This window comes from Nocardia sp. NPDC059180, from assembly GCF_042754945.1.
GTDB lineage: Bacteria > Actinomycetota > Actinomycetes > Mycobacteriales > Mycobacteriaceae > Nocardia.
In genome coordinates, this window is sequence record NZ_JBHZBU010000005.1 from 208,454 (window position 1) to 230,859 (window position 22,406).

The 22,406-nt window shown below is 67.9% G+C and carries 19 protein-coding genes and 1 CRISPR repeat array; of the genes, 17 read left to right on the forward strand and 2 right to left on the reverse strand.

The window, feature by feature from the left end; translation table 11 throughout:
* Window position 1: 1 nt before the first annotated feature.
* Window positions 2-1,024, forward strand: a complete 1,023-nt coding sequence (gene cas1e / locus ACFXNW_RS18160; protein WP_379418859.1) for a type I-E CRISPR-associated endonuclease Cas1e — start codon at window positions 2-4, stop codon at window positions 1,022-1,024.
* A gap of 4 nt (window positions 1,025-1,028) precedes the next feature.
* Complete coding sequence (gene cas2e / locus ACFXNW_RS18165) at window positions 1,029-1,400, forward strand: type I-E CRISPR-associated endoribonuclease Cas2e (protein ID WP_379418860.1); 372 nt, start codon at window positions 1,029-1,031, stop codon at window positions 1,398-1,400.
* A 40-nt stretch (window positions 1,401-1,440) separates the two neighbouring features.
* A CRISPR array of direct repeats spans window positions 1,441-2,805; the repeat unit is 28 nt; unit sequence GTCGGTCCCGCACACGCGGGGATGGTCC.
* Window positions 2,806-2,985: 180 nt separating this feature from the next.
* Here the strand turns inward: cas2e and ACFXNW_RS18170 are convergent.
* Complete coding sequence (locus ACFXNW_RS18170) at window positions 2,986-3,894, reverse strand: AraC family transcriptional regulator (RefSeq protein WP_379418861.1); 909 nt, start codon at window positions 3,892-3,894, stop codon at window positions 2,986-2,988.
* Window positions 3,895-4,499: 605 nt separating this feature from the next.
* Window positions 4,500-5,306, reverse strand: coding sequence for a helix-turn-helix domain-containing protein (locus ACFXNW_RS18175; protein WP_379418862.1), 807 nt, complete (start codon window positions 5,304-5,306; stop codon window positions 4,500-4,502).
* 857 nt (window positions 5,307-6,163) lie between these two features.
* Here ACFXNW_RS18175 and ACFXNW_RS18180 point away from each other — a divergent pair.
* The 15 genes from ACFXNW_RS18180 (at window position 6,164) to ACFXNW_RS18250 (ending at window position 22,306) form a co-directional block, all read left to right on the forward strand.
* Entirely contained in the window at window positions 6,164-6,808 is a 645-nt protein-coding gene (locus ACFXNW_RS18180; RefSeq protein WP_379418863.1) for a hypothetical protein, read from the forward strand.
* Complete coding sequence (locus tag ACFXNW_RS18185; protein WP_379418864.1) at window positions 6,805-8,025, forward strand: cutinase family protein; 1,221 nt, start codon at window positions 6,805-6,807, stop codon at window positions 8,023-8,025. Before ACFXNW_RS18180 ends, ACFXNW_RS18185 begins: the two co-directional genes overlap by 4 nt.
* Window positions 8,022-9,164 (forward strand): lipase family protein, encoded by a 1,143-nt coding sequence (locus tag ACFXNW_RS18190; RefSeq protein WP_379418865.1) that lies wholly within the window; start codon window positions 8,022-8,024, stop codon window positions 9,162-9,164. The genes ACFXNW_RS18185 and ACFXNW_RS18190 overlap by 4 nt, the downstream gene beginning before the upstream one ends.
* Window positions 9,165-9,535: 371 nt before the next feature.
* Window positions 9,536-10,039, forward strand: a complete 504-nt coding sequence (locus ACFXNW_RS18195; protein ID WP_379418866.1) for a hypothetical protein — start codon at window positions 9,536-9,538, stop codon at window positions 10,037-10,039.
* A 153-nt stretch (window positions 10,040-10,192) separates the two neighbouring features.
* A complete protein-coding gene (locus ACFXNW_RS18200; RefSeq protein ID WP_379418867.1) occupies window positions 10,193-10,867 on the forward strand; it encodes a hypothetical protein in 675 nt (224 codons plus the stop codon).
* Between the two features lie 184 nt (window positions 10,868-11,051).
* The gene (locus ACFXNW_RS18205) at window positions 11,052-12,146 is read left to right on the forward strand and encodes a hypothetical protein (protein ID WP_379418868.1); all 1,095 of its coding nucleotides are present in this window, start codon (window positions 11,052-11,054) and stop codon (window positions 12,144-12,146) included.
* 2 nt (window positions 12,147-12,148) lie between these two features.
* A complete protein-coding gene (locus ACFXNW_RS18210; RefSeq protein WP_379419086.1) occupies window positions 12,149-13,000 on the forward strand; it encodes an MBL fold metallo-hydrolase in 852 nt (283 codons plus the stop codon).
* Between the two features lie 81 nt (window positions 13,001-13,081).
* Window positions 13,082-14,263: an acyl-CoA dehydrogenase family protein gene (locus ACFXNW_RS18215; RefSeq protein WP_379418869.1), complete on the forward strand. Its 1,182-nt coding sequence runs from the start codon at window positions 13,082-13,084 to the stop codon at window positions 14,261-14,263.
* Between the two features lie 25 nt (window positions 14,264-14,288).
* The gene (locus ACFXNW_RS18220; protein ID WP_379418870.1) at window positions 14,289-14,426 is read left to right on the forward strand and encodes a hypothetical protein; all 138 of its coding nucleotides are present in this window, start codon (window positions 14,289-14,291) and stop codon (window positions 14,424-14,426) included.
* 332 nt (window positions 14,427-14,758) lie between these two features.
* The gene (locus ACFXNW_RS18225; protein ID WP_379418871.1) at window positions 14,759-15,175 is read left to right on the forward strand and encodes a hypothetical protein; all 417 of its coding nucleotides are present in this window, start codon (window positions 14,759-14,761) and stop codon (window positions 15,173-15,175) included.
* 91 nt (window positions 15,176-15,266) lie between these two features.
* Window positions 15,267-17,090, forward strand: coding sequence for a BTAD domain-containing putative transcriptional regulator (locus ACFXNW_RS18230; RefSeq protein ID WP_379418872.1), 1,824 nt, complete (start codon window positions 15,267-15,269; stop codon window positions 17,088-17,090).
* Window positions 17,091-17,912: 822 nt separating this feature from the next.
* Window positions 17,913-19,076 (forward strand): AAA family ATPase, encoded by a 1,164-nt coding sequence (locus tag ACFXNW_RS18235; protein ID WP_379418873.1) that lies wholly within the window; start codon window positions 17,913-17,915, stop codon window positions 19,074-19,076.
* A 41-nt stretch (window positions 19,077-19,117) separates the two neighbouring features.
* Entirely contained in the window at window positions 19,118-20,809 is a 1,692-nt protein-coding gene (locus ACFXNW_RS18240; RefSeq protein WP_379418874.1) for a vWA domain-containing protein, read from the forward strand.
* Between the two features lie 91 nt (window positions 20,810-20,900).
* Window positions 20,901-21,620, forward strand: a complete 720-nt coding sequence (locus ACFXNW_RS18245) for a DUF4314 domain-containing protein (RefSeq protein ID WP_379418875.1) — start codon at window positions 20,901-20,903, stop codon at window positions 21,618-21,620.
* A gap of 125 nt (window positions 21,621-21,745) precedes the next feature.
* Window positions 21,746-22,306: a hypothetical protein gene (locus ACFXNW_RS18250; RefSeq protein ID WP_379418876.1), complete on the forward strand. Its 561-nt coding sequence runs from the start codon at window positions 21,746-21,748 to the stop codon at window positions 22,304-22,306.
* Window positions 22,307-22,406 lie beyond the last annotated feature (100 nt).

Sequence of the window (22,406 nt, forward strand, 5' to 3'; positions counted from 1 at the left end):
CATGGCCGACATCTGGTGGAAAGCGCACCCCCACGATCTGCACCGACTCCAAGACCGCATCTCCACCGTCTACGTCGAACGATCCCATATCGACCGCGACGAGAACGCCGTCGTGGTCATCAACAAGAAAGAAACCGTCCGCGTCCCCGCAGCCCTGGTCGCGGCCATGCTGTTGGGGCCCGGCACCCGCATCACACACGCCGCGGCGGCACTGCTCGCCGATTCCGGCACCACAATCTGCTGGATCGGACAACAAGGAGTCCGCATGTATGCCGCGGGCATCGGCCCTTCCCGCGGCGCCGGACTCCTGATGCAGCAGGCCTACCTTGTGACCAGGCCCAAAGAACGGCTGAAGGTCGCCCGCGCCATGTACTCGATGCGGTTCCCAGGCGAAGACGTCAGCGAACTGACCATGCAACAGCTCCGTGGCCGCGAAGGAACCCGCGCCCGCCGCATCTACCGCGAACACGCATCACGAACCGGCATCGCCTGGCAAGGCCGTAAATACGTCGCCGGCGACGCCCACGCCGCCGGCGACGCCCACGCCGCCGGCGACGACCTCAACCGAGTCCTGTCCGCCGCGAACGCCGCCCTGTACGGCATCTGCCACGCCGTCGTCACCGGACTCGGCGCCAGCCCCGGCCTAGGATTCGTCCACACCGGATCGGCGATGTCGTTCGTCCTCGACATCGCCGACCTCTACAAGGCCGAATTCACCATCCCTCTCGCATTCGACCTCGTCGCCGACGAACTCACCGAAGAACGCGACGCAAGACTCGGACTCCGCGACCTCATCGCCGAACGTAAGCTGCTCCCACGAATCGTCCGCGACGTCCGAACACTGCTCTACGCCAGCGAAGCTGAGGACGACCCTTCCGGACCCCAATTGTGGGACGACAAGGTCGGCACCGTCGACGGCGGTACCAACTGGGCAGACAAAGAAGCCGACCTAATACAACCCAGCTTCGGCGACCAACAGGTCACCATCATCGGGCCCGAACTCGAAACCCCAGTCGAATGGTGAGCCGATGACCGTCATCGTCCTCATCGCCGTCGCACCCGGCCTCCGCGGCCACCTCACCCGATGGATGATCGAAGTTAATGCCGGTGTCTTCGTCGGCAAACCCAGCCGACGAGTCCGAGAACGCCTCTGGGACCTCCTCGCCGACCGCGTCCACGACGGCCAAGCCGTCATGATCGAACCCGCCAACAACGAACAAGGGTGGGCCGTCCGCACCGCAGGCCGCGACCGCTGGCGCCCCGTCGACTTCGACGGACTACTCCTCTCCGCCCGACCGAGAACACAAACCCACCCACCCGGACTCAACACCCCACAAGACCAAACCAAGCCTCGCGGCCTGGGCAAAACCACAGGGCAACGCTTCGACCGAAGTGAATGAAAAAAGCATCACGGGCCAACAAATGTGCAGGTAAATAAGTGTCGGTCCCGCACACGCGGGGATGGTCCTCGAGGTTGATGCGGCGCAGTCACCCCTCCGACGTCGGTCCCGCACACGCGGGGATGGTCCTCGGGTCGGCCTCGGTGGCCTCGGGCGGTGTGGGTCGGTCCCGCACACGCGGGGATGGTCCGCGCACCGCGGCGAGCTGGCCCAGCTGCGTGAGGTCGGTCCCGCACACGCGGGGATGGTCCGCGGGCATCGTCGCTGGTATCGCGGTCGGTGTCGTCGGTCCCGCACACGCGGGGATGGTCCGGCCGTACTTGCCGCGCGAGGCCATCACCCGATGTCGGTCCCGCACACGCGGGGATGGTCCGTACTGGACGCCGTCGCCGAAGATGGCCGCGCAGTCGGTCCCGCACACGCGGGGATGGTCCTTCGCATACCGGTTTCGGCGTCCGCCACCCCGAGTCGGTCCCGCACACGCGGGGATGGTCCCGACGCGAGCCCGGATATGGCGCGGCTGGTCGGGTCGGTCCCGCACACGCGGGGATGGTCCGATGGCCGACGAGGTCAACCTGGTGATGCGGGAGTCGGTCCCGCACACTCGGGGATGGTCCCTGGATGAAGACGGCCTCGACGGCGTTGAAGGCGTCGGTCCCGCACACGCGGGGATGGTCCTCGACACCGCCCTGCCCGATCCCGCGATCGAGCGTCGGTCCCGCACACGCGGGGATGGTCCGCCGGGAGCGTTCGCGGCCGCAGCGCAGGAGCTGTCGGTCCCGCACACGCGGGGATGGTCCGATCGACCCGGCAGGCATCGACATGGCCGCATTGTCGGTCCCGCACACGCGGGGATGGTCCGGCGCTGGCTGCGTAAGTCGCGACCAGGGCTGGGTCGGTCCCGCACACGCGGGGATGGTCCGATGTCCTTGCGGCCGGTGGAGAGTCCGCTGATGTCGGTCCCGCACACGCGGGAATGGTCCTGACGGGCGCCCCAAACTTTTTGGTGGCCGCTGGTCGGTCCCGCACACGCGGGGATGGTCCGGCTGGCGCGGCGGCATCGGCGGAATCTCGCCGGTCGGTCCCGCACACGCGGGGATGGTCCATGAAACGGGCGATTTCGATCCCGGTGGAGGCGGTCGGTCCCGCACACGCGGGGATGGTCCGTGGGGTGCGCTCGACGGCCGGATGATCTACCAGTCGGTCCCGCACACGCGGGGATGGTCCCCGAAGTCACCGCCCCGTATCCGGTCCAGCCACGTCGGTCCCGCACACGCGGGAATGGTCCCCCGCTCACCGACACCAGCAAGTGGACGGCGATGTCGGTCCCGCACATGCGGGATGGTCCGGTGATCCTGGCCGCGCTGGTGCCATTGGCGACGTCCCGCGCATGCGGGACGGCGTGTCCGGGTAAGAGATTTGGTGATGGTGTGGGGTACCGCGCAGCAGGGATCGTCCGATTGCGCAGTCAGGTGAGCGTTCGAAGCTGGTTTGGGGTGCGAAGCTCGACGCACGGGACCACTTCGCCCGCAATCTACGCAGCACGACGGCCTCGCGTCCGGAGTTCGTCGTTGGCGGGCACCGCTCAGTCCGGTCGATTGGTGCGGTTCGTGTCGGTGTTCGGGCTGGTGGTCCGGATATGGCTGGGTGGTACGTGGTATCGGAGGCGGAATGCCTTGTTGAACGCGGCGATGGAAGGGAAGCCGCTGGCGGTGGCGATTTCGTGGATAGATTGTCGGTTGCGGTGGTCCGCTAGGAGCTGCTGTGCGTGATCGAGGCGAGTATCGCGGATGAGTTTTGCGGGCGTGGCGCCAGTGCGGTGTAGAGCTCGTTCGAGTGTGCGTTTTGAGCAGCCGAGGTGATCGGCGACAGCGTCGGGGGTGAGCCAGCGCTGCCCTGAGTTCTTGGCGATGTAGGTACGCGCGTCGTGGACGAGGCGGGTCAGGCGGGTTGCGGTTGAGGCATGGTCTTCGTGGAGGGATTCGGCCAAGAGGTCGACTAGCCGGGTGGTGATGGCGAGAAATTCGTCGCCGGTAACCGACTCTCGGTGGGTGGCAAGGGTTGTGGTCAATGCGGCGACGGCGGCGAGGGCCGTACGGCCTCGCTGGCCGGCTATCGGCGCACTTCGTCGAAGGACGTCGTCGATCTCGTCGTGGGGAAAGGTGAGCATCCGGATTCGGGCGTTGTTGGTGTGCGTCAGCATGAGCGATCTAGCCATAGATATGACGCCCAGTTGCCCCGTTGCGAGGGTGATCTGCGTGTCGGATTGCTCGAGGGAAACCGTCCCGGTGACAGGGATGATGAGGGATACGCGGTTGCCGAAATCGTTGGAGCGTAGGTGTCGTGGCGTCCGTCGGTAGCTGGCGGTGTGGGATGTGAATTCGACTAGCTTGTAGTCGCCGGCCCGCGCGGTTCTGCTGGTTCCGACGAAGTCGTGGCTACCTCGGGTAAACGAGTACTCCAGCGCACCGTGGTGTCCTGTGACGTAGGACATCCAGCTCTCGATGCGATCGGATCGTGGATGCTCGACGGTTCTCAGCTGGTCGAGATCGTATGTCGGATCGTTCATTCGAGCCCCCCTTCGTGATGTCGCGAATCGAGCATTCGTGTCGTAAATCGAGCAGTCCTGAAGATGACTCGCCGCAAGCATATGGCATCGCCACGACCACGGCAGATGTCGCGCGTTCCGTGGACCCGATGACGATTCCGACTTCCTCCATCCCGAAATATCTCTGCCACAAGGTTTTCGCCGAATTCTGGTGGCACAAATCCGCAGCCTGGCATTCGAGAATATGGCGGTGTCTCGCACATTCATCCTGCTGATCGGTTCCGTGTTGAACGATCTGCTCCGTCATCGACCGGACTCGACAGGCGCCGGTCACACCACCCAATAATTGGTCCAATGTCACTGCGTGGCCGTTTCGCCACCGTCCTTGTGCGACAAACCGGTGTCAAGGCAGTTTGGATGCTCGATCTTTGCTGGTGGCTGCGTGTCGGTGGTGTGGACGGGTGGTTTGTCGCGAATCGTCAGCGGCCGAATCGTGCGAGTATGGCGGTTGTTCCAGCTCATCATTGGCGTGTCGTTTCGGCGTGTCGAGACTATTTCGTGGGGTGAGAACCGGCATATGGCCGTGGGGTAGCGATGAGCAATTGGGTGTTGTAGGGCTGGCCGGGTTCGGCGATGACGACGTGCAGAGAGATGAGCTGGCCGGAGTCTGGGTCGCGGATGTGGAGTAGGTCGGTGGCAGGGCGGCCGTAGATGACGTCGCCTCTGGCTGCCCATAGGCGCCGGAAGTCCTTGTTGGGGACGAGGCGGCGCATGATGTCGCGGGCTTGGGCTGAATCGCGGTAGCGGGCCAAGACGGGTTTGGTGGTGGCGATGGCGCGTGCGCTTTCGGATTCCCATTCGATGAGGACCTGCCGGGCCAACGGCGTGAACAGCCAGGTGGGGATGCAGTCTGTGACCTCGAGGCCAGGAAGGGCTGCGCGGAAGCCGTCGTTACAGGCCAGGATGTTCCATAGTGGGTCGACGTAGGCGGCGAAGATGCAGCGGTCGGTGAGTTGAGTCAGTTGGGCGGTCAGGGTCGTGTCGCTGGTCACCAGCTCCCGTAGTTTGTCGGGGGGATCCAGGTGGACCGCGGGTGCGCGTAGCTCGCGCAGGTAGCGCGCTTGGTGCGGGTTGCAGCGGTAGCCGTTGATGATCTGCTCGAGCACTTCGAGTGAGGGCATAGCCCGGTCGCTTTCGATGTCGGCGAGGTAGGTCGTGCTCACGCCGTGGCGGGTGTAGGCGGTGGCGCGGGAGATGCCGAGTTCACGGCGGATCAGCCAGCAGGCGCTACCGAGCGTTGGAATTTGGGGACCGTCGTGGTCGGAAGGGTGGGGTCGGCGTGCGGGGTTCCGGGACATGTCCGGAAGACCCCCTTTCTGATGTCTTCCATCGAAGGGTGGGGCACAGATATGATGAAGAGTTCCCCCGAGCAGATGTTTCTCGTTCTACCAGAGTGGGTATCGTCCGGCAAGGCATGTCGCATATCGACCCGCCGATGAGATAGCTGATCCCGTGCCACGTGCCCTGGAACGACAATTACGGTGGAGAAAACGACTGGAAGCGGATTCACGCTGGCGACTGCAATCGGATGGAAACGACCTGCTCAGGGCCCTGTTATCGGTTGACCACTACGGTGTTTACAACAATCCTGGTCAGTCGAACCCCTAGCGCTACACCTCTTTTCGCGGTTTGGATGGGAATGCAAGCTCACCCAACCGATGAAAGGAAATCCGACCGTGGATCCTCTCGTGATTCTCGACTACGTCAACCTCGGCCTGTCCGTGCTGAATAACGGCCTCTCTGTGGCGGGTCATGTACTGACGCTGATCCTGCCGTTCCTGTGACACAGGTCAGGTGAGCGAACGCCTCCCAGAACAGGATTCACCGCTGGGAGGCACCCACATCTCCGCGCAGCGTCGCGCGTTCCTTTCTCTGAAATTCTTCTCCCTTATCCGTTGTGACGAAGGGTGTATTTGTCATGCCCAAATCCTGGAGTATTCACAGCCATCCGGTACGCGGCGGGCGTCGGATGACGCTTCTGTTGCTGGCTGGCGCGGTGCCAGTGGTGATCGTGGCCGCTGCCACCGACGCCGCAGCGCTGACTGGCGGCGGTGCGTCGGTCGCCGACCAGCCGGGCGTTACTGGCCCGTCCCAACCTGGCACGACCCCGCCCGCACCGCCTCCTCCTCCGCCTCCGGTTGTGGAGCCCGAGCCTGTGCCAGAGCCACCGGTGTATTACGTGCAGCCGCCGGAGATCAGGAACGAGGCACCCTCGCGGCCGGCCCCGCCGCCGGAGGCTCCGGTGGAGCCGGTGCGCATCGAGCAGCTGCATCTGCCGGAGCCGGTGCCGCCGGTCGCGCCGATCGAAGCGCCGGAGAACACGATCCGGATCGGGCAATGGCAAGCTCCTCGCCCGGACTGGGTGCCCCCGCACGTCGCCGACACGATCAACGACGTCGCGGCCGGTGCCGAGGCGCAGGTCGCTACCGCTTTGGATTCGGTCGGGATACCGGCTGGGCGCTCTGACCGTGTCAGCGGCGCGACCCTGGCCGGTGCGGGTATCGGTGGGGCAGCAGGGGCGGTCGTGGCCGGTGGGCCGGTCGCGGCGATCGGCGCGGCTGTCGGTGGCGCGATCGGTGGCACGATTGGCGGCATCGCTGGTGCGGCCTTGGGAACGGTCGTCCCGGTCCCGGTGATCGGCACCGTGACCTCCGGCGTCGCGGGCACCGCCATCGGCGCGGCAACGGGCGCCGCCGCGGGGGCGGCCGTCGTCGGGATCCCGGCTGCCGTGGTCGGCGCGGTCGTGGCCGGGACCGTCGGTGCCGGGTTCGGCGCCGGTGTGGGAGTGGGCCAGCCATGAAGCCAGCCTCTCTCGCCGCCGTGGTCGTCGCCGCCGGTGCGCTCACGCTCACCGCGAGCCCGACGCAGGCGGTGCCGATCGGATCACCATGCCCGGCGCTCGCGGTGCTGGGCATTCAGGGCACCGGGCAATCCTCTCCGGCAGCGGATCCGCTGGCCGACACCGGCCTCGTCGGTGCGCTGGTCGGGCCGGTCGTGGCAGCGGTGCCGCACCTGGTGCAACGCGCCTACATCAGCTACCCGGCGGGTTTCGGCGGCGCAGTCCCCGGGGGCGGCAACGATCCGTATGCGGCCTCGGTGGTCGAAGCGCGCCGCGGGTTGGATGCCGCGGTCGCCGACCTCAACACTCGCTGCCCCGGCACCATGATCGCCGGGGTCGGCTATTCCCAGGGTGCCCAAGCATTGTCGATGTTCGCTCGAGATGTCGGGGCCGGTGCCGGGCCGGTGGGTGCGGATCGGATCGCGGCGATCGTGCTGTACTCCAATCCTGACCGCGCCCCCGGGGAGCCCACGTTTCCCGGACGGCCGGGACAAACGATCCCGGACCCCGTTCCCGGCACGAATGGTTCCTCGGTCGCGGGTGTGGTGTTGCCGCAGCCACCGGCAGCGGGTGGTGGGATCGCCGGTGGCGATTCCGGGTACGGGGCGTTGGTTGGGCGGGTCGCCGATATCTGTGTCGACGGCGACCTGGCATGCTCCGCCCCCGACCACGCTGGTCTGCTGCGGGTCGGCGCGCAACTCGCCGCCCAAGCCAACCTGCGCGACCCATTCGCCGCGCTGGCGTCAATGCACACCTTGTTCACGGCCGCACTCGGCGAGGCATGGACCACGGTGCTGCTCAACGATTTCCACGTCGGTAGCGGCACCGTCGACTACCGGCCTCAGCAGAGCCTGGCCGACCGCTTGATCGCCGCCGCCGCCCCCCGCACCCCGGCACCAACTCCCGACCAGACGGCGACAGCCACGGCCCGCTGGAACGAGATCACCGCCACCGCCACGGCCAACCCACTCGCCGTGCTGCCGAAGCTCGCCGCCCAGTTGAGCGCGGCATGGGGGCAGCTGCTGGCCGACAACGCCGATCTGGTCAACGCCGGTGTCTGGGTCCGCTACGGCGACACCGTCGCCCGGCACAACGGATACGCCGTCACCGGGCAGCTCGGCCCAGCCATCGCCTGGCTGGTCGCTGCCGCCCACGACATCGCAGGAAGCACACGATGACCAGACAGCTACCCGCCGTCACCACCGTCAACCGCGACCCGTTCTTCGCCGCTCCGGCGCTGGGGTTCGACACCGCGCCAGGAGACATCCTTCGCAGGCGCACCGTGTCGACCCCGCAACTGCGCAACGCCGCCCGCGCCTGGCAACTGCTCTACGCGTCCCGGTCAGATTTCGGCTCCCCGATGGCGGCATCGGGGATCGTGCTCGCTCCGGACATCGACAACGATCTCGGCAGCCCGCTGCCGCTGGTGGTGTTCGTGCCGATGTTCCATGGGCTCGGCGGCGCGTGCGCGCCGTCGCAACTGCTCGCCGGCGCCGGGCCCGAGCCAGAGGCAAGCCTGATCGGATCGCTGCTGAAACAGGGTTGGGTCGTCGCGGTCCCGGATGGACACGGACTAGGCGTGAGCGGGATCGGTCCGCACCGGTTCCTGGCCGGGAAGGCAGCCGCTCACGCCGTCCTGGATCTGGCTCGCGCTGTCGCCGGGCTGCCGGAACTCGGTGCGCGCGAGTCCGCGGTGACGGTCTGGGGATACGCAGACGGGGGTCGCGCGGCAGTGTGGGCGGCCGAGCAGCAGCCCAGCTACGCACCCGAGGTGGACCTGCGCGGGGTCGTCGCGGGCGCGGTGGCCGCTGACCCGGCCAGCCTGATCCCGCTCACAGACGGCGGCCCCTGGGCGGGCCTGGCGGTGGCCGGGCTCATCGGGCTGGCACGCACCTACGCCCATCTACCGGTAGCGCACACCCTCACCGAAACCGGCTACCAGATGGCAGAAAAAGCCTCGGGTATGGACGCCGCCGCACTACTGGTGACCTTCCGCAACCAACCGTTGGGTCGCTGGTGCGAACGACCCGATCCGTGGCACGACCCGATGTGGCGGCACCTGCTCGGCGCCGAAATCACCGGCCGAGGAACCCCGCAGGTGCCGGTGCACCTCTACCACGGCGCCACCGACGCCCTCATCCCCATCGGGACGGCCTTCGCCGTCCATGAGAGCTACCGCGACCACGGTGTGGAAGTGACCTGGGATGAATACCTCACCGGCCACGCCGCCACCATCGCCGCTGCCGCCGACGACGCCGTCGACCGGCTGGCCACGCTGCTGCCACACCCACGCCTATCCGGGCGCTACCCCGGATGACTTCCTAGCCCGCCGACCGATGGTCGGTACCGAGACCCCCTTCGCAGGGGCGAGATCGAGTCCGCTGACGTACCCGACAGCCTGTCCGCTGACTTTCCTCGGCACTCGCCCCTCGAAGGGCCCCAATCCATTCAACGACCCCGACCGGGGAGGTGACAGCACCGATGAACGACACCGACCACACCAGCAGCGACCACGGTTGGGTCTGGCTCGACAACCCCGAACCTCCGTCACCACAACCGGTTAGCGGACCCACGCGCCTTACACACCGCGAATCCGCATCCGGAGGCAGCGCGCGGGAAGAGTCGTGGGTGGATTCGCGACTTGCACGCAGCAATCGAGATCCCGCGCGAACCCGGCGACGGGTGATCGTGGGTTTGGGTCTGGCGGGCGCAGTGAGTGCCGCGCTGATCGGCGCCGGCGTCGCCGACCTCGCCGGGGGCGAGACCGCCGAGGTCACCGCACCGAGCTTGACGGTAGCCCAGCCCGCGGACACACCGACAGCGCCCGCCGCGTGCACGGGGCTGTCCGGGACCACGATCACCAGCGACGCCGGCGATGACGCCAGCCTGACCGGGGTGATCGCCGCCTTCGAGCACGCCTACTACGTGCGCCGCGACCCAGCCGCCGCCCTGGACGTGCTGGCCCCCGACACCGGGATCACCGCCGAGGCCCTAGCAGCCGGAATCGCATCCATCCCCCCCGGCAGCACCCATTGCGTGGCCATCACTCCGATCGCCGACACCGCCGCCGAAATCCACCTCGTCGAGCTACATCCGGATCGCTCGCGGGTCGACTACCTACAAGTGGTCAACGTCGCACCCCGTGCCGATCGCCCGCGCGCGGTGTGCATCACCAACATCCAGAAGCGGTGACACCCCGTGACCGACCGGCCCAACAACTGCCCGACTCGGCTCGACCGAACAGCGATGGTGGTGCCGCCGTCGGCACCGATCTCGCGCCAGATTCTTACCCGCCTCGCGATGGCTCGCACCATGGCGGCACAACGTGTTTCGGAGGTAAGCGATATGACAGCTGCATACGCAATCGGCTGCGCGGTGAGTGCGGTGCCGATACGAGATGAGTCGGCCAAACAGTTCCTTGTCGAGATGCTGAGTCTGGAGCTGTGGCATCTGGAACGGATGGCGTTCCTCGCGGCCACCTGCGCAGACAGGATCCCCAGAAGCCGATGGACCATCCATGTGGGCGCGGCATTGGAACGGCGCTTCGACGCGGCGATGGTCCGCCGATGGGAGCGGGCCAACGCCCTGGCCCGCGCAGCCGAACTCACGGCGGCCGAAGCCGACGCCTTGTGGGGTGCCGGGGCCGAAGGCGTCCGCCGGATCCATGCCGTCGCGGTCGGCGGGTGGACCGAACGAATCCTGATCCAGGAGTGGATCGACTACGCCACCACCGCATCAGATCCCACGACTCCGCCGCCTGCCGCCGCCCGCTCACACTCCACCGGCAGGGCTTGTGCTCCGATCTCGCCGATCCCGCCAGAGATGACCGCCGCCGCGCCCACAGCGTTGGACCGGAGTTGTCCACCAGCCTCACCGCCACCAGGGACGCAGGCCCAGTCACTACCACCACGGAGTGGGATGGCGAGATCGGTTGGGCCGCAGCCGTCATCGACGGAAGCCACGAGTGCGCCGCAGGAAGCGGAGCCCGAGTACCCCTCCGACACGGGACGGGGACCGTGAAAACCAGGTAGTAGTCATTGGGCTGACATCACGATCCACCGTTAGCTTTCACGTTTCGCTTCGATGTCGGCGCGCCGGTCACGGGTACTGACCGCGCTCGCTGAACCTCATCTGCCGGGGACATTCCACGGCCGCACCGTTTTCCACGGTCGCGGCCAACGCCCTTCTTGTTCCGGAGGCGACAATGTCCACCACCACCCTGACTTCTGCGGCCGATCGCGCCGCGACCGACGCCGCGCTACGCCGCGATTACACCCGGTTCCACAATCTGTGCACCATCGCCCCGCACGCGGACACCCCCGCACACGCCCGCGAACTCCTGGCACAGGCCACCACCTTGGCGGACCGCTGGACCAGCGACCCCGACCACGACGCTCGCGCGTTGTGGCATGAGCTCGAAGCCGCCGTCGGAGGATGGAAAGCCCGACCAGAAACCACAGCCCGAGCCTTCCGGCGACTGTCCCAAGCCCGCAACGCCGCAGACCTCCCGATCGAGGATCGAACGTGGCAGACCCTGAGCCAGGCCGCCGAACTCACCGGCCACCTCAACACCACAATCACCGGCTCGAACCAAGACAGCGCCCGCTGGACCCCGCCACTCGCGGTCGGCACGCCCAGCACGAGCGGCAGCAGCCTGCTGGATCGAGCCCTCGGTGGGCGCGCAGCCGAGACTGTCAGCTTGGACGAGGTCGACGCGGTGATCGCCCAAACCGATCGCCTCCTCGCCATCGAAGAACTCTGCGGCGACCTCGACACCGGCGGCGACGACCACACCGGGGTGCTCCCGCCCCAGCTGCGCCCCGCACCGACCGCAGCCACCGACGCGCCCGAAACCCACCGGATCAACACGCTGATCACGCTGCAAAACCTCACCGCCGAACACGCGCGCCTGGCAGGGGAGTGGGACGGACCACCCGAGGCGGTCGACACCCTCGTCGCCCGCCTGGAGTCCCTGTTGGGAGCCATCCGCAGCGCCCGCCGCGCCGCCGCGGCGGCCGGAGTTTCCGCCGCCAATATCGAGGCCGCCTACCGGGCCGGCAGTGACGGCCAGCACTGGAAACCACCAGTACGTCCGACAGGCCCCGCACGTGACACTGACGGGGCCTCCGAAGACGAAACCAGCACCGCCGACCTCGAAACACGGCACCCGGCGAACGCAACAGGCGATGCCGCGACGAGCAGTGGATCGGTCCTCAACCGCGTCGATGTCTGGGTGGTCGATGGCCCCGTCGTCCACGGCGGCCGCGGTGCACGCCGCCTCGATGTGGAGGTCGCGTGATCATGACCCTCGCCCTGGACCGCTACACCAGCCCCGCCGCCCTGCACCACCATCAGCTCGGCGACTATCGGCTCACCTACCTCCCAGACGGCACCGCCTACCTCGACCCCCACACGTGGTATCCCGCCTCCACCGACGAAATGTGGGCCGAGCACGCCCATCTCGTCAACCGCGACGGATGGCTCGTCGCCAGCATCGGCGCCCTGCTGATCGAACACGACAACCGGTGCGTGCTCATCGACGCCGGATTCGGCCCGATGGCCACCCTGACACCATTCGGGCTGATGCGCGGCGGCCAGCTCCTGCACAGCCTCACCCAGGCGGGCAAGATGCCAAGCGACATCGATGCCATCGCCGTGACCCACCTGCACCTGGACCACATCGGCTGGCTCTGGCATTCATCCACGCCGTTCGCCGACATCCCGGTCCTGGTCGGCGACACCGAATGGCAGCACCGCGATCTCGCGGTCAGTGACGGAGTCGCCCCGGAAATGCTCGACGTCTTCAAAGAGCGTGTCTGCACGATCGATCCGGGCACCGCCATCTTGCCGGGCTTTCACGCCACCGCGACACCCGGCCACAGCCTCGGCCACCTCGCCTACACCCTCACCACCGGCACCCGGCGGCTCGTGTGCTTCGGCGATGCCCTGCAATCCCCGATCCAAATCCGCCACCCCGACCTCACCGCCGCCATCGACGACGACCACACCGCCGCGCGCACGACCGCCCGAGCACTCGTCGATGACCTCACCGGCCCCGGCACCGACGGCTTCGGACTGCACTTCGCTGACGCCCAATTCGGGCGCGTCACCACCGCACCCGACGGCACCCAAACCTGGCAACCCACCACCTGAACCGCCGGCGCCGAGGGGTCCATACGCCCGCGCCGTCCATCAACACACCAACCCCAGACACTTTCACACTGAGGAGAAGTCATGACCCTGACCACCGACATTCACGCATCCGCCGGCACCGATCTCATCGCCCGTGTCGATGAGATCGGTGACCTCATCACCAGTTCTCAGCCGGAGGCGTTGCGGCTGCGCCGCGCTACCGACACAGTTGCCGAGGCTCTCGAATCGAACGGGCTGACCCGGATGAGCTGGCCGCGCTCGCGCGGTGGAGCGCAGCTGAGCATGCTCGAACAACACCGGGTGCTCACCGCCCTGGCCGGTCGCGACGGCTCCACCGCCTGGATCACCGCGATCTGGACCGCCACACCCCACATGATCCGACTGTTCGGCAACGACGTGTTCAACGAGTTCCTCGCCAGCGACAACACGCGCGCCGCCGGGGTCTTCTCCATCACCGGCACCGCCACCAAAACCGCTGGCGGCTACACCGTCACCGGGGCCTGGCCGTTCGTTTCCGGACAACACCATTCCGGCTGGGTTGTCGCACCCGCCCACTCCGACCACGACGACCAGCCCCTGGCGCTCCTGGTGCCCCGCAGCGCGTTCGACCTCGCCGGAACCTGGGACATGACCGGCCTCGTCGGCACCGGATCCCACCCACTACGCCTCGACAACGCATTCGTCCCCGACCATCACGCGATCACATTCCAGAACGTCCTCGACGCCACCGGCCGTGACGCCCGCATCGATGACGACCCCTACTACGGTCAACCCCTCGTCCCGATCATCTGCGCGCTATCGGCCGGCCCCGCCATCGGCATCGCCACCGCCGCCTCCCGCTACTTCAGCAACCTCATCCACCACCGGGCAATCGCCTACTCCCCGCACCAGATACAAGCCCACGCACCCAACACGGCCTACCAGGTCGCCGAAATCCAGGCGCTGATCGACACCGCCGACTACTTCGGCACCCGCCTCGCCTGTGCGGTCGACCACCACATCGCCACCGGCGAACCCTGGACGATCGTCGAACGAGTACGAAGCCGTTTCGATGCCGCCCGTGCAGTGCGCCTCTGCCGGACGGCTTGCGACATCATCGACACCGCCTCCGGTGCCACCGCCCACACCCGACACAGTCCCCTCACCATTCTCTTGCGGGACATGCAGGCTCTGTCTGTCCATGCCTTCCTCGCCTACGACAGCGCCGCGGAGCAATATGGCCGTGTCCTCGCCGGACTCGAACCCACCTATCCCATCTACTAACCCGGTGGTCCCCGAGGTGGCTGCGGTGGCTTCGCTGGTCGCGAGGGCGGTGGTGTCGGTCAGTGCGTCACCGGTCGAGCACGTCCTTGTTGTGGTGGCACGGCAGATCCAGCAGGGTGTGGACGCGGTGCTGCCCACCCAGCATCTGGTCCTCGGACGCTGATGATGGCCGGGGTAGACGAGGACGCGCCGCTCGGTCGTAACTGCCGGGGTATGAGCGATGGTTCGGCAACCGACACCATCGGGTTCGCGGAGTGGTTGGTCGCGGCGACCGCGACCCGTCCGGACCCGACGTCCGGCCACGCGCCGGCACGCGGGCGTGGCGGCGGGGTTCGTGGCCTCGGTATCCGAGGTGCTGCAGTTGCTGTGGTCGTAGTGGTCCTCGCCGCTGTCTTCGTCGCAGCGGTCCGGCTTGGCGCCGCGGATCCCGAGGAATCCGCGGCGCGGGAGACTGCGGCGTCGGTGGCGCCGAAAGGCGGTGGCGGAGACCCTGATGTGGCCGGCGACCCGGAGCTGGTCACTGGGACAGCGGCAGTTTGCGGCGCGGACACGGTGCCCGCGGTCGCTGCGCTCGAGGCGGGTACACGGGCCCGTTCGGGTGCGGAAGCAATCGCCGCGTTCGTGGCTGCCTTCTACGACGTACGCAACGGCGGGCTGGCGCTGAAAATGGTGGCGCCCGAGGCGGCGGTGGGGAATGCGGCGTCGATTCAGGCGCGGATCGACGCCGTTCCACCGGGAACGGCCTATTGCGCCTGGATTGAGGCGCTCTTGCCGGGCTGGTATCACCTCGAGCTGGTCGAGTATCGACCTGGCCAGCCGACGGTGGTGTGGCGGCAGCGGATCGCCACGACTTCGACTGATGGCCGTGCGTTGATCATCGCGATCATCGAACAGGATGGGCCACAGAAATGAGTGATACGTCTTGTCGCCCATTGGTTGCCTATGGCTGCTGGGTTTGGTTGTGATGCTGATAGCGGTCATGGGTGTTGGTCCAAGCGCCGGTGTGACGACCACCGCTGTCGCGCTGGCGGCGGCGTGGCCGCGAGACGAGCGTGCCGTGGTGATCGAGGCCGATCCGACCGGCGGACGATTCGCCGGACTCGGTGTCGACGACCGACGCGGCCTGGTCAGCCTGAGCGAGGAGGTGGCCTCCTCCCATGCTCCTGACGGCGGGGAGTTGGGCGAGCATGTCCAGGTGATTCCGGCGGGTGTGCTGGTTGTGGCGGCACCGCGCGAGGGCATCGAGGCGCGGGCTGCGCTGACAGCGCGGGTCTCCTCGATGCCGCCTTCTCAACCTGCCGTGATGCGAGCTGGCGGTACCCCGGTGGTGTTCCTCGCAGATTGCGGTCGGGCCGAGGCGAGTTCGGTGGCCCGTCCGATCTTGACCGGCGCCGACGCGACCGTGCTGGTCCTGGATCACACGGGCAGCGACGATGCCGCTCGGACGTTCCACGAGATCCGCCGGTGGTGCCCGAACCTCGTCGGCGTGGTGGTGATCGGATCTGGCCGCGGGTGGATCCCGCCGCCGACCGGTCTGCCGGTACTCGGGATGCTCCCGCACGACGAGCAGGCAGCAGTCGCGCTCCTCGAATCGCCCGGCACCGAAGCCTCACGTCTGATCATGGCGGCGCGTCCAGTGGCCACTGCGGTGCGTGAGTGCCTGCACCATGCATCACCCGTGCCGATCCGCGGGCCGGTCTGGCGGCGCGGGCGAGTATCGCCCCTCGCTGCCGCGGGGCGCCGCCGCGGCGGCCCGTCGGTCTACGGGTTGAGCGAGCCACCCCATGCAGCGCCCGCCACGCGCGCGGAGCCACGCGCCCGGCCGGCACCCGCTCCCGCTCCCGCGCCTGCTCCGCTGCGTGACTCGACGAGAGGTGCCAGCGCCGACGTCGGTGAGGGCGTCGGCATGGAAACTGCTGCCGCACAGACCTCTACCGATCGCCCCGGCGAGCCCCCTTCAGCATCGCCGGCGCCCGTGCGCGAATCTGGCAAGCCCGGACCGATAGTGGCGATCGAGCTGTTCGGGCCGCTGCGAGTGCGTTGGGGCCCTGGAATCGGCTCTGAGGGCCCGGGCGGGGAGATCACCGCGTCTCTTCAGCCGCGCAGCCGGGAATTGCTGGCGCTGCTGGCCACTCATCCCGACGGCATGAGTCGTGACGAGCTGATTGCCGCGCTGTGGCACGACCACAGTCCCCGCCGCCCCACCAACGCATTCAGTATGTCGCTGCATCGCCTGAGAGAGACGATCACCGCCGCTACCGGAGGCCGCGTCGGCGACATCCTGGCCGACGATCCGCTGCGCTACCGGCTCGACCCGCGCCAGGTCGCCGTCGACTACTGGGAATTCGCCGAGGCGGTGCGTCGACGGCGCGTCAGCGACTCGGACTCCGACCGTACGGCAGCTGCGCGCCGCGTCCTCGATCTCGCGTGGCGCGGCACTCTCGCCGAGGACGTGGCCGGTGAATGGGTTCTCCCGCTGCGTGAGGCCGTCCGCCGCGACGCCGCCATCGCCCTGGGCTCGCTGGCGGGCATGCTCGTCGACCACCACCCACGGGAAACGCTCGACCTGCTCGAATCGGCAATCGAGGCCGACCCCTACAACGAACAGATCTACCAAGACATTCTTCGGCTCTATACGCGAATGGGTGAAACCGGCGCCATCGACGCGACGCTGGAACTCCTGACCAGGCGTCTCGCGGAAATCGAAGAACACCCGAGCCGCGAGACCCGCGAACTCGCACAACGACTCAGGAAGCCACCGGAAACGGGTAACACGGTTGACGAGGAGAAGGCAAACGACCACCCAGGCGGTCGGGGTGAGAACTGAGCACCCTCGGGCTAAGCCTCGCAACAAACATCTCGTTCCCCTTCTGTTTGAGTGGGATTGGGCAGTTTTGCGGGCATCGATATCTAGTGGGAAAACTGCTAAATTGACAGCATACCGCCACGGTTTCAGCCACCTATTTCGCTGCCATCGTAGGTTCAAATGTTATTTCTCGAATTCCTGAAAATGGGTCGATATTCGCGTAGGTCGACTTTCGCTGCGCACAGTTTTGATAGGTGTCGAATATTGATTCCTGCTCGGGGTGTGGACTGTGGCTCTTCGGTGGGGCAGTCGGTGGGGCGCTCGGTGGGGCAGTCGGTGGGGCCATTAAGACGCCCCATGTGCGCCGACGATAAGCCCAGCTCACGGCCCGCTTCGTGGCGCCACCGGCTCCCAGGCTCCCCGTACGGGGACACAAAAGGACATGGTCGGCCGGGGCGGCGCGGCCCTCGACCGGTGCCGATCGACAGATGCTCTCGGGCTTGACGGCTGATAAGGTGACCGTCCTCGCTGCCGTCGTCATACCCGTTTCATTGCCATTCAATTCTGCTCCTGCAATTCCTATCGGATGCTGTGTCCGCCGGCGTTAGATTCTTGTTCCGTCCTGTTGCTTGCGCGAGTACGCCCTGGCCTGCGGAAATTAGTCGAAATTGGTGGCGGAATTCGGTTGAGACGAATGGCGAGTCGAGATAGCGTCGACGTATTCCCCGGGGAAATCATGACAATCGGAATTCGATTAGGGCGATTCGCCACCCGTGTGCAACGATGCGCCGTCGGTGGCGTCCCGAAATCAGATAATTCGCCAGCATGAGGAGACGAACAGAAATGACCACACCCGCCGCACCGACCCCCGCAACCGCGCCCCGATTGGGCAATGGCGAGCTGCGCCGCATGGTCGCCAAGGTGCTCGCCGACAATTCCGCCACCGACTACGGGCCGCGCGAAATCGCCCATATTCTGGGCCGTTCATCGGGTGCGGTCGGCAACGCGCTCGAGGCATTGACCGCCGCCGGTCATGCCGACCGCACCAACGACAAACCGCGCCGCTATCGCGCCACCGCCACCACCCACACCGCAGCGGCCGGAGCACCCGCACCCACCCCGGCCACCGCCCCCGCCCGGCCCGCCAGCGGCTCACGGAAGCGGCCCGCCGCCCCGACCTCCGCCCGGCCCGCCGCGCCCACCCGGGCCGCCAGTGGCCCGGTGACGCGTCCGAACGGGCAGCTCTACCACCCGCGTACGTTGGCGGGCCGCGCCGATGTGGACGTGTTGCGCACCATGCGCGACAACGAGGTGCCGGTGCTGTTGTACGGGCCGCCCGGGACCGGGAAAACGTCGCTGATCGAGGCGGCGTTCGGTGGCTTGTTGACCGTGCAGGGTGACGGCGACACCACGGTCGCCGATTTCGTGGGCGAATACACCCAGGCCCCCGACGGGACGTTCGTTTTCGTACACGGCCCGCTCGTCCGGGCGATGCGCGAGGGCCGGGTGCTGTTCGTCGATGACGCCACCCTCATCCCGCCGACCGTGCTGTCGTGCGTATACCCCGCGATGGACGGCCGCCGCGAAATCGTGATCAAAGCCAACGGGGGCGAAATCGTCACCGCCGCACCGGGGTTCTTCGTGGTGGCCGGACACAACCCCGGCGTACACGGGGCGATCCTGTCCGACGCGCTCGCGTCGCGGTTCGCGTTCCAGGTGCAGGTCGGCAGCGACTACGACCTCGCCGCCGGGCTCGGTGTGCACCCGAAAGCGGTTCGGGTGGCGCGCAATCTGGCCACCCGCCACACCAAGGGCGAAATCGGGTGGGCCCCGCAACTGCGGGAACTGTTGGCGTTCCAGAAAATCGCCGACGCCACCGACCCGCATACCGCTGCCGCCAACCTCATCGGCACCGCCCCCGAGGACGACCGCGCCATCGTCGCCGACGTCGTCAAAACCGTGTTCGGCACCGCTCTGGAGCCCCTCGCCCTCGGCACCCGCCGCTAACCCCGCGCGCGCCCGCATATCGCTGAAAGGACCACCACGCCATGACCACCCACGTGATCGTCGACCCCGCCACCGCCCCCGCCGCGCCGCCCGCCACGACCGCCTGGGAAACGCTGTCGGCCGCATTGACCGATGAGGCCCCGCCGATCGCCGATCGTGACGACCTGGTCGTCACGATCGCCCCCGGCGCGGCCTACGGGCACCCGGCCGTGTTCATGCCCCACAGCGCGGCCATCGAGATCGACGGCACCCGCCTGGGTATCGACCCGGCGACCGCGCGCCCCGACCGCAACAGCGACCGCGCCCGCTATTCGGCCGTGTGGGGCGCGTTCACCCACGAATGCGCCCACGCCCAGCATTCCCGCTGGGAACCGCCGCAACTGGCGCACCCGGGGGTGGTGGAGGCCGCCATGCTGCTCGAGGAATCGCGCATCGAGGCCGCCCACATCCGCCGCCGCCCCGACGACCGCCACTGGCTCCGCGCCAGCGCCACCGAAATCGTCATCGGCGACAACGGCGGCCCCGACGCCATCGCCGCGCTACCGGCCACCGACTACGCCGCCGCCCAATCGGCCGCGCTGATCCTGGGCCGCGCCGACGGCGGCATCCTCGAACCGGCCGAATGCGCACCGGCCGCCACCGCGATCGAATCCATCCTCGGCACCGACAAACTCGCCGGGCTGCGCGCGATCTGGCAGCACGCGCACACCGTCGCCGACGACGATGGCGCGACCATGCTCGAACTCGGGCAACGCTGGCTCGACCTCATCGGGCCCGACCCGCACGCCGACCCCGACCCCGCCTCGATCCTGTCGGTCGCGATCGGCGAAACCATCGGCAACGTCACCAACGCCGTTGCCGCCGCGCCGGTCCCGGTCGATCCGGCCGAGGCCGCCGCCGCAGCGGCAGCGGCCGAACGCCGCCGCGCGGTGATCGCCGAACGTACCGCCCGAAAGGTGTTCGGCGGTGATCGCACCGCCACGGCCACCACCCGCCGTGCGCGTGCCCCGTATGACGGGGAACGGGCCGCCGCGCGGGTGCTGGCGCGGGCGTTGTCGGCGGTCAGCCAGCGTGAACGCGCGGTCGTCAAAACCGGGTCGGTGCTGCCACCGGGGCGGGTGCGGATGCGTGGCGCGCTCGCCCGCCAGGCCCAACGCGCCGCCGGGGCGATACCCACCGCCGAAATGTTCACCCGCACCGAACGCAAAACCATCCCCACCCCGCCGCTGCGGGTAGGAATCGCCTGCGACATATCGGGATCGATGGGTGACTATGCCGAACCCGTGGCGTCGGCGGCGTGGATCATTGCCCAGGCCGCCAACCTGGCCACCATGCCCGCCGACACCGCCACCGTGACGTTCGGCAGCAAAGTCGCGCCGGTCACCTACCCGGGCACCGCGCCTACCCAGGTGACCGAATTCTCTTCCAACGACTGCTACGAGGCCATAGACGAGGCCATCGACGCCCTCGACGGCGCGCTCGGACTGTCCCGCCCGGAAAACACCCGACTGCTGGTCATCATCTCCGACGGGTGCTTCCGCGAAGGACCCCGCCGCATCGCACAAAAGCGCCTCAACCGGCTGCGCGCCAGCGGGTGCGCGGTGCTGTGGCTCGCCCCCGACGAGTCATGGATCGAACCGCTCGACGGTGCCACCGTCCAAACGATCACCGACCCGGCCGCCACCGTGCGCGCCATCGCCAGCACCGCCACCGCCGCTGTACGCGCCGCCTAACCACCGCCCCGGGTGGGCCGGACCAACCGGCCCGGCCCACCCAGGGGGCCCAGCACTCGAAAACCGTTACCCATCAGGAAGGACCGAATCCATGATCGCACCCCGGATCGGTGACCGCGTCCGCATCACGGGCACGATGGCCGACGAACCGGCACCCCTGCCGATCGGTGCCACCGGCACTGTCACCCGCCTCGGCCCCGGCCAAATCTATGTCGGTTGGGACAACGGCCGGTCGCTCATCCTCCTCGATACCGACCCATTCCAGATCATCCCCACCGCGCGCGCAGCGGGTGACGTCGCGGGCGCGAATCCGGCCGAGGAGATGCTGGCCCGGCTGCGCGCCCTCCGCGACGCCGTCGATAACGAGAACAGCGCCTACGAACGCGCGACCGGCGGTCGCGTCGAATCGGCCAGTGACTGCGCCGCCCACCACGACCGCCTCGCTGACCTGCACAGCGACATCGCTGACCTCGTCGCCGCACTCGACGACCATCTCAGCACCGGCGGACAACCACCGCAAGCGTGGGCCAGCCCCACCCCGGCCGCGCCCACCACCGACTCTGCCCGACGCGCCACCGTCCCCGCGCGCACACTGCGCGGCAGCCAACGACTCGACAACGGCAAATACGTTCGCGCGGTGTCGGTCAGCGGCGACATGGTGGATATCGCCTTCAGCGACGACACGGTGTGGTGCTCGGTCCCCGAGGACCACCCGATCACCCTGTGGGACGGGCGGCCGAGCGCGCGCGCCTACCCGTTCGCATTCCTGCCCCACGACGAGCACCAAAGCCACTGCCCCCACCAGCACTAGCCCACCCCCATATCCACCCCCCGCCGCCGCCCCGGGATGCGGGCCCGCCCCGGCGCGGCATCGGGAGACGCCAACCACCGCCGGAACGAAATTGGCACCCACCAACCTCATTAGGGAGTACAGCTATGACGAACAGCGACACCACCCCGACGGCCGACCAGACACCGGACAGCGCAGCGCACACCACGGGTGATCCGGTCGGCCAGCTCGAGGCCGCGTGCCCGATCCGAGTCGGTGACGAGGTGACCGGCCGTGTCAATCCGACATGGCGCGCCCGGGTCCGCTCCTTCCATTTCAATGTCGGAATCGCCGAATGTGCCATCGAAACAGATGACGGCAGACGGGGTTTCGCGCCGCCGTGGGCGCTGGTGCCCGCCGACGCAGAACCGTCCGAGGAATGGCGAGACCGGATGCAGACCTTCAAAGAGACAGAACGTAGCCACGCGATGGAGATGCTGCGCCGCAAGCAGTCCGAGGCTGCTGAGGAGGCCGAAGACCTCGCCGAGCGGCTTAAGTCCATGGCCGCCGTGGTCCGTCGCGGTGGCAACCCATACCCCGGCGAACCCGTGGCCCACCTTGCCTACGACTTCGCCTCCGCGCTGGACGAAGTGACCGAGCTCGTGGACAGGGTCGACGCCGCCGGGCTGTCTGCCCATCGACGACCGGAAGCAGACCGGGACCAGTGATCCGACGCCATCGACGCGGGCATCTCGTCCCGCGCGGAAAGCTACGCCGCTGATGCCGTGGGGGGGCCCAAAACCGGGGGGCCCCCCCCCAAAAACGCGG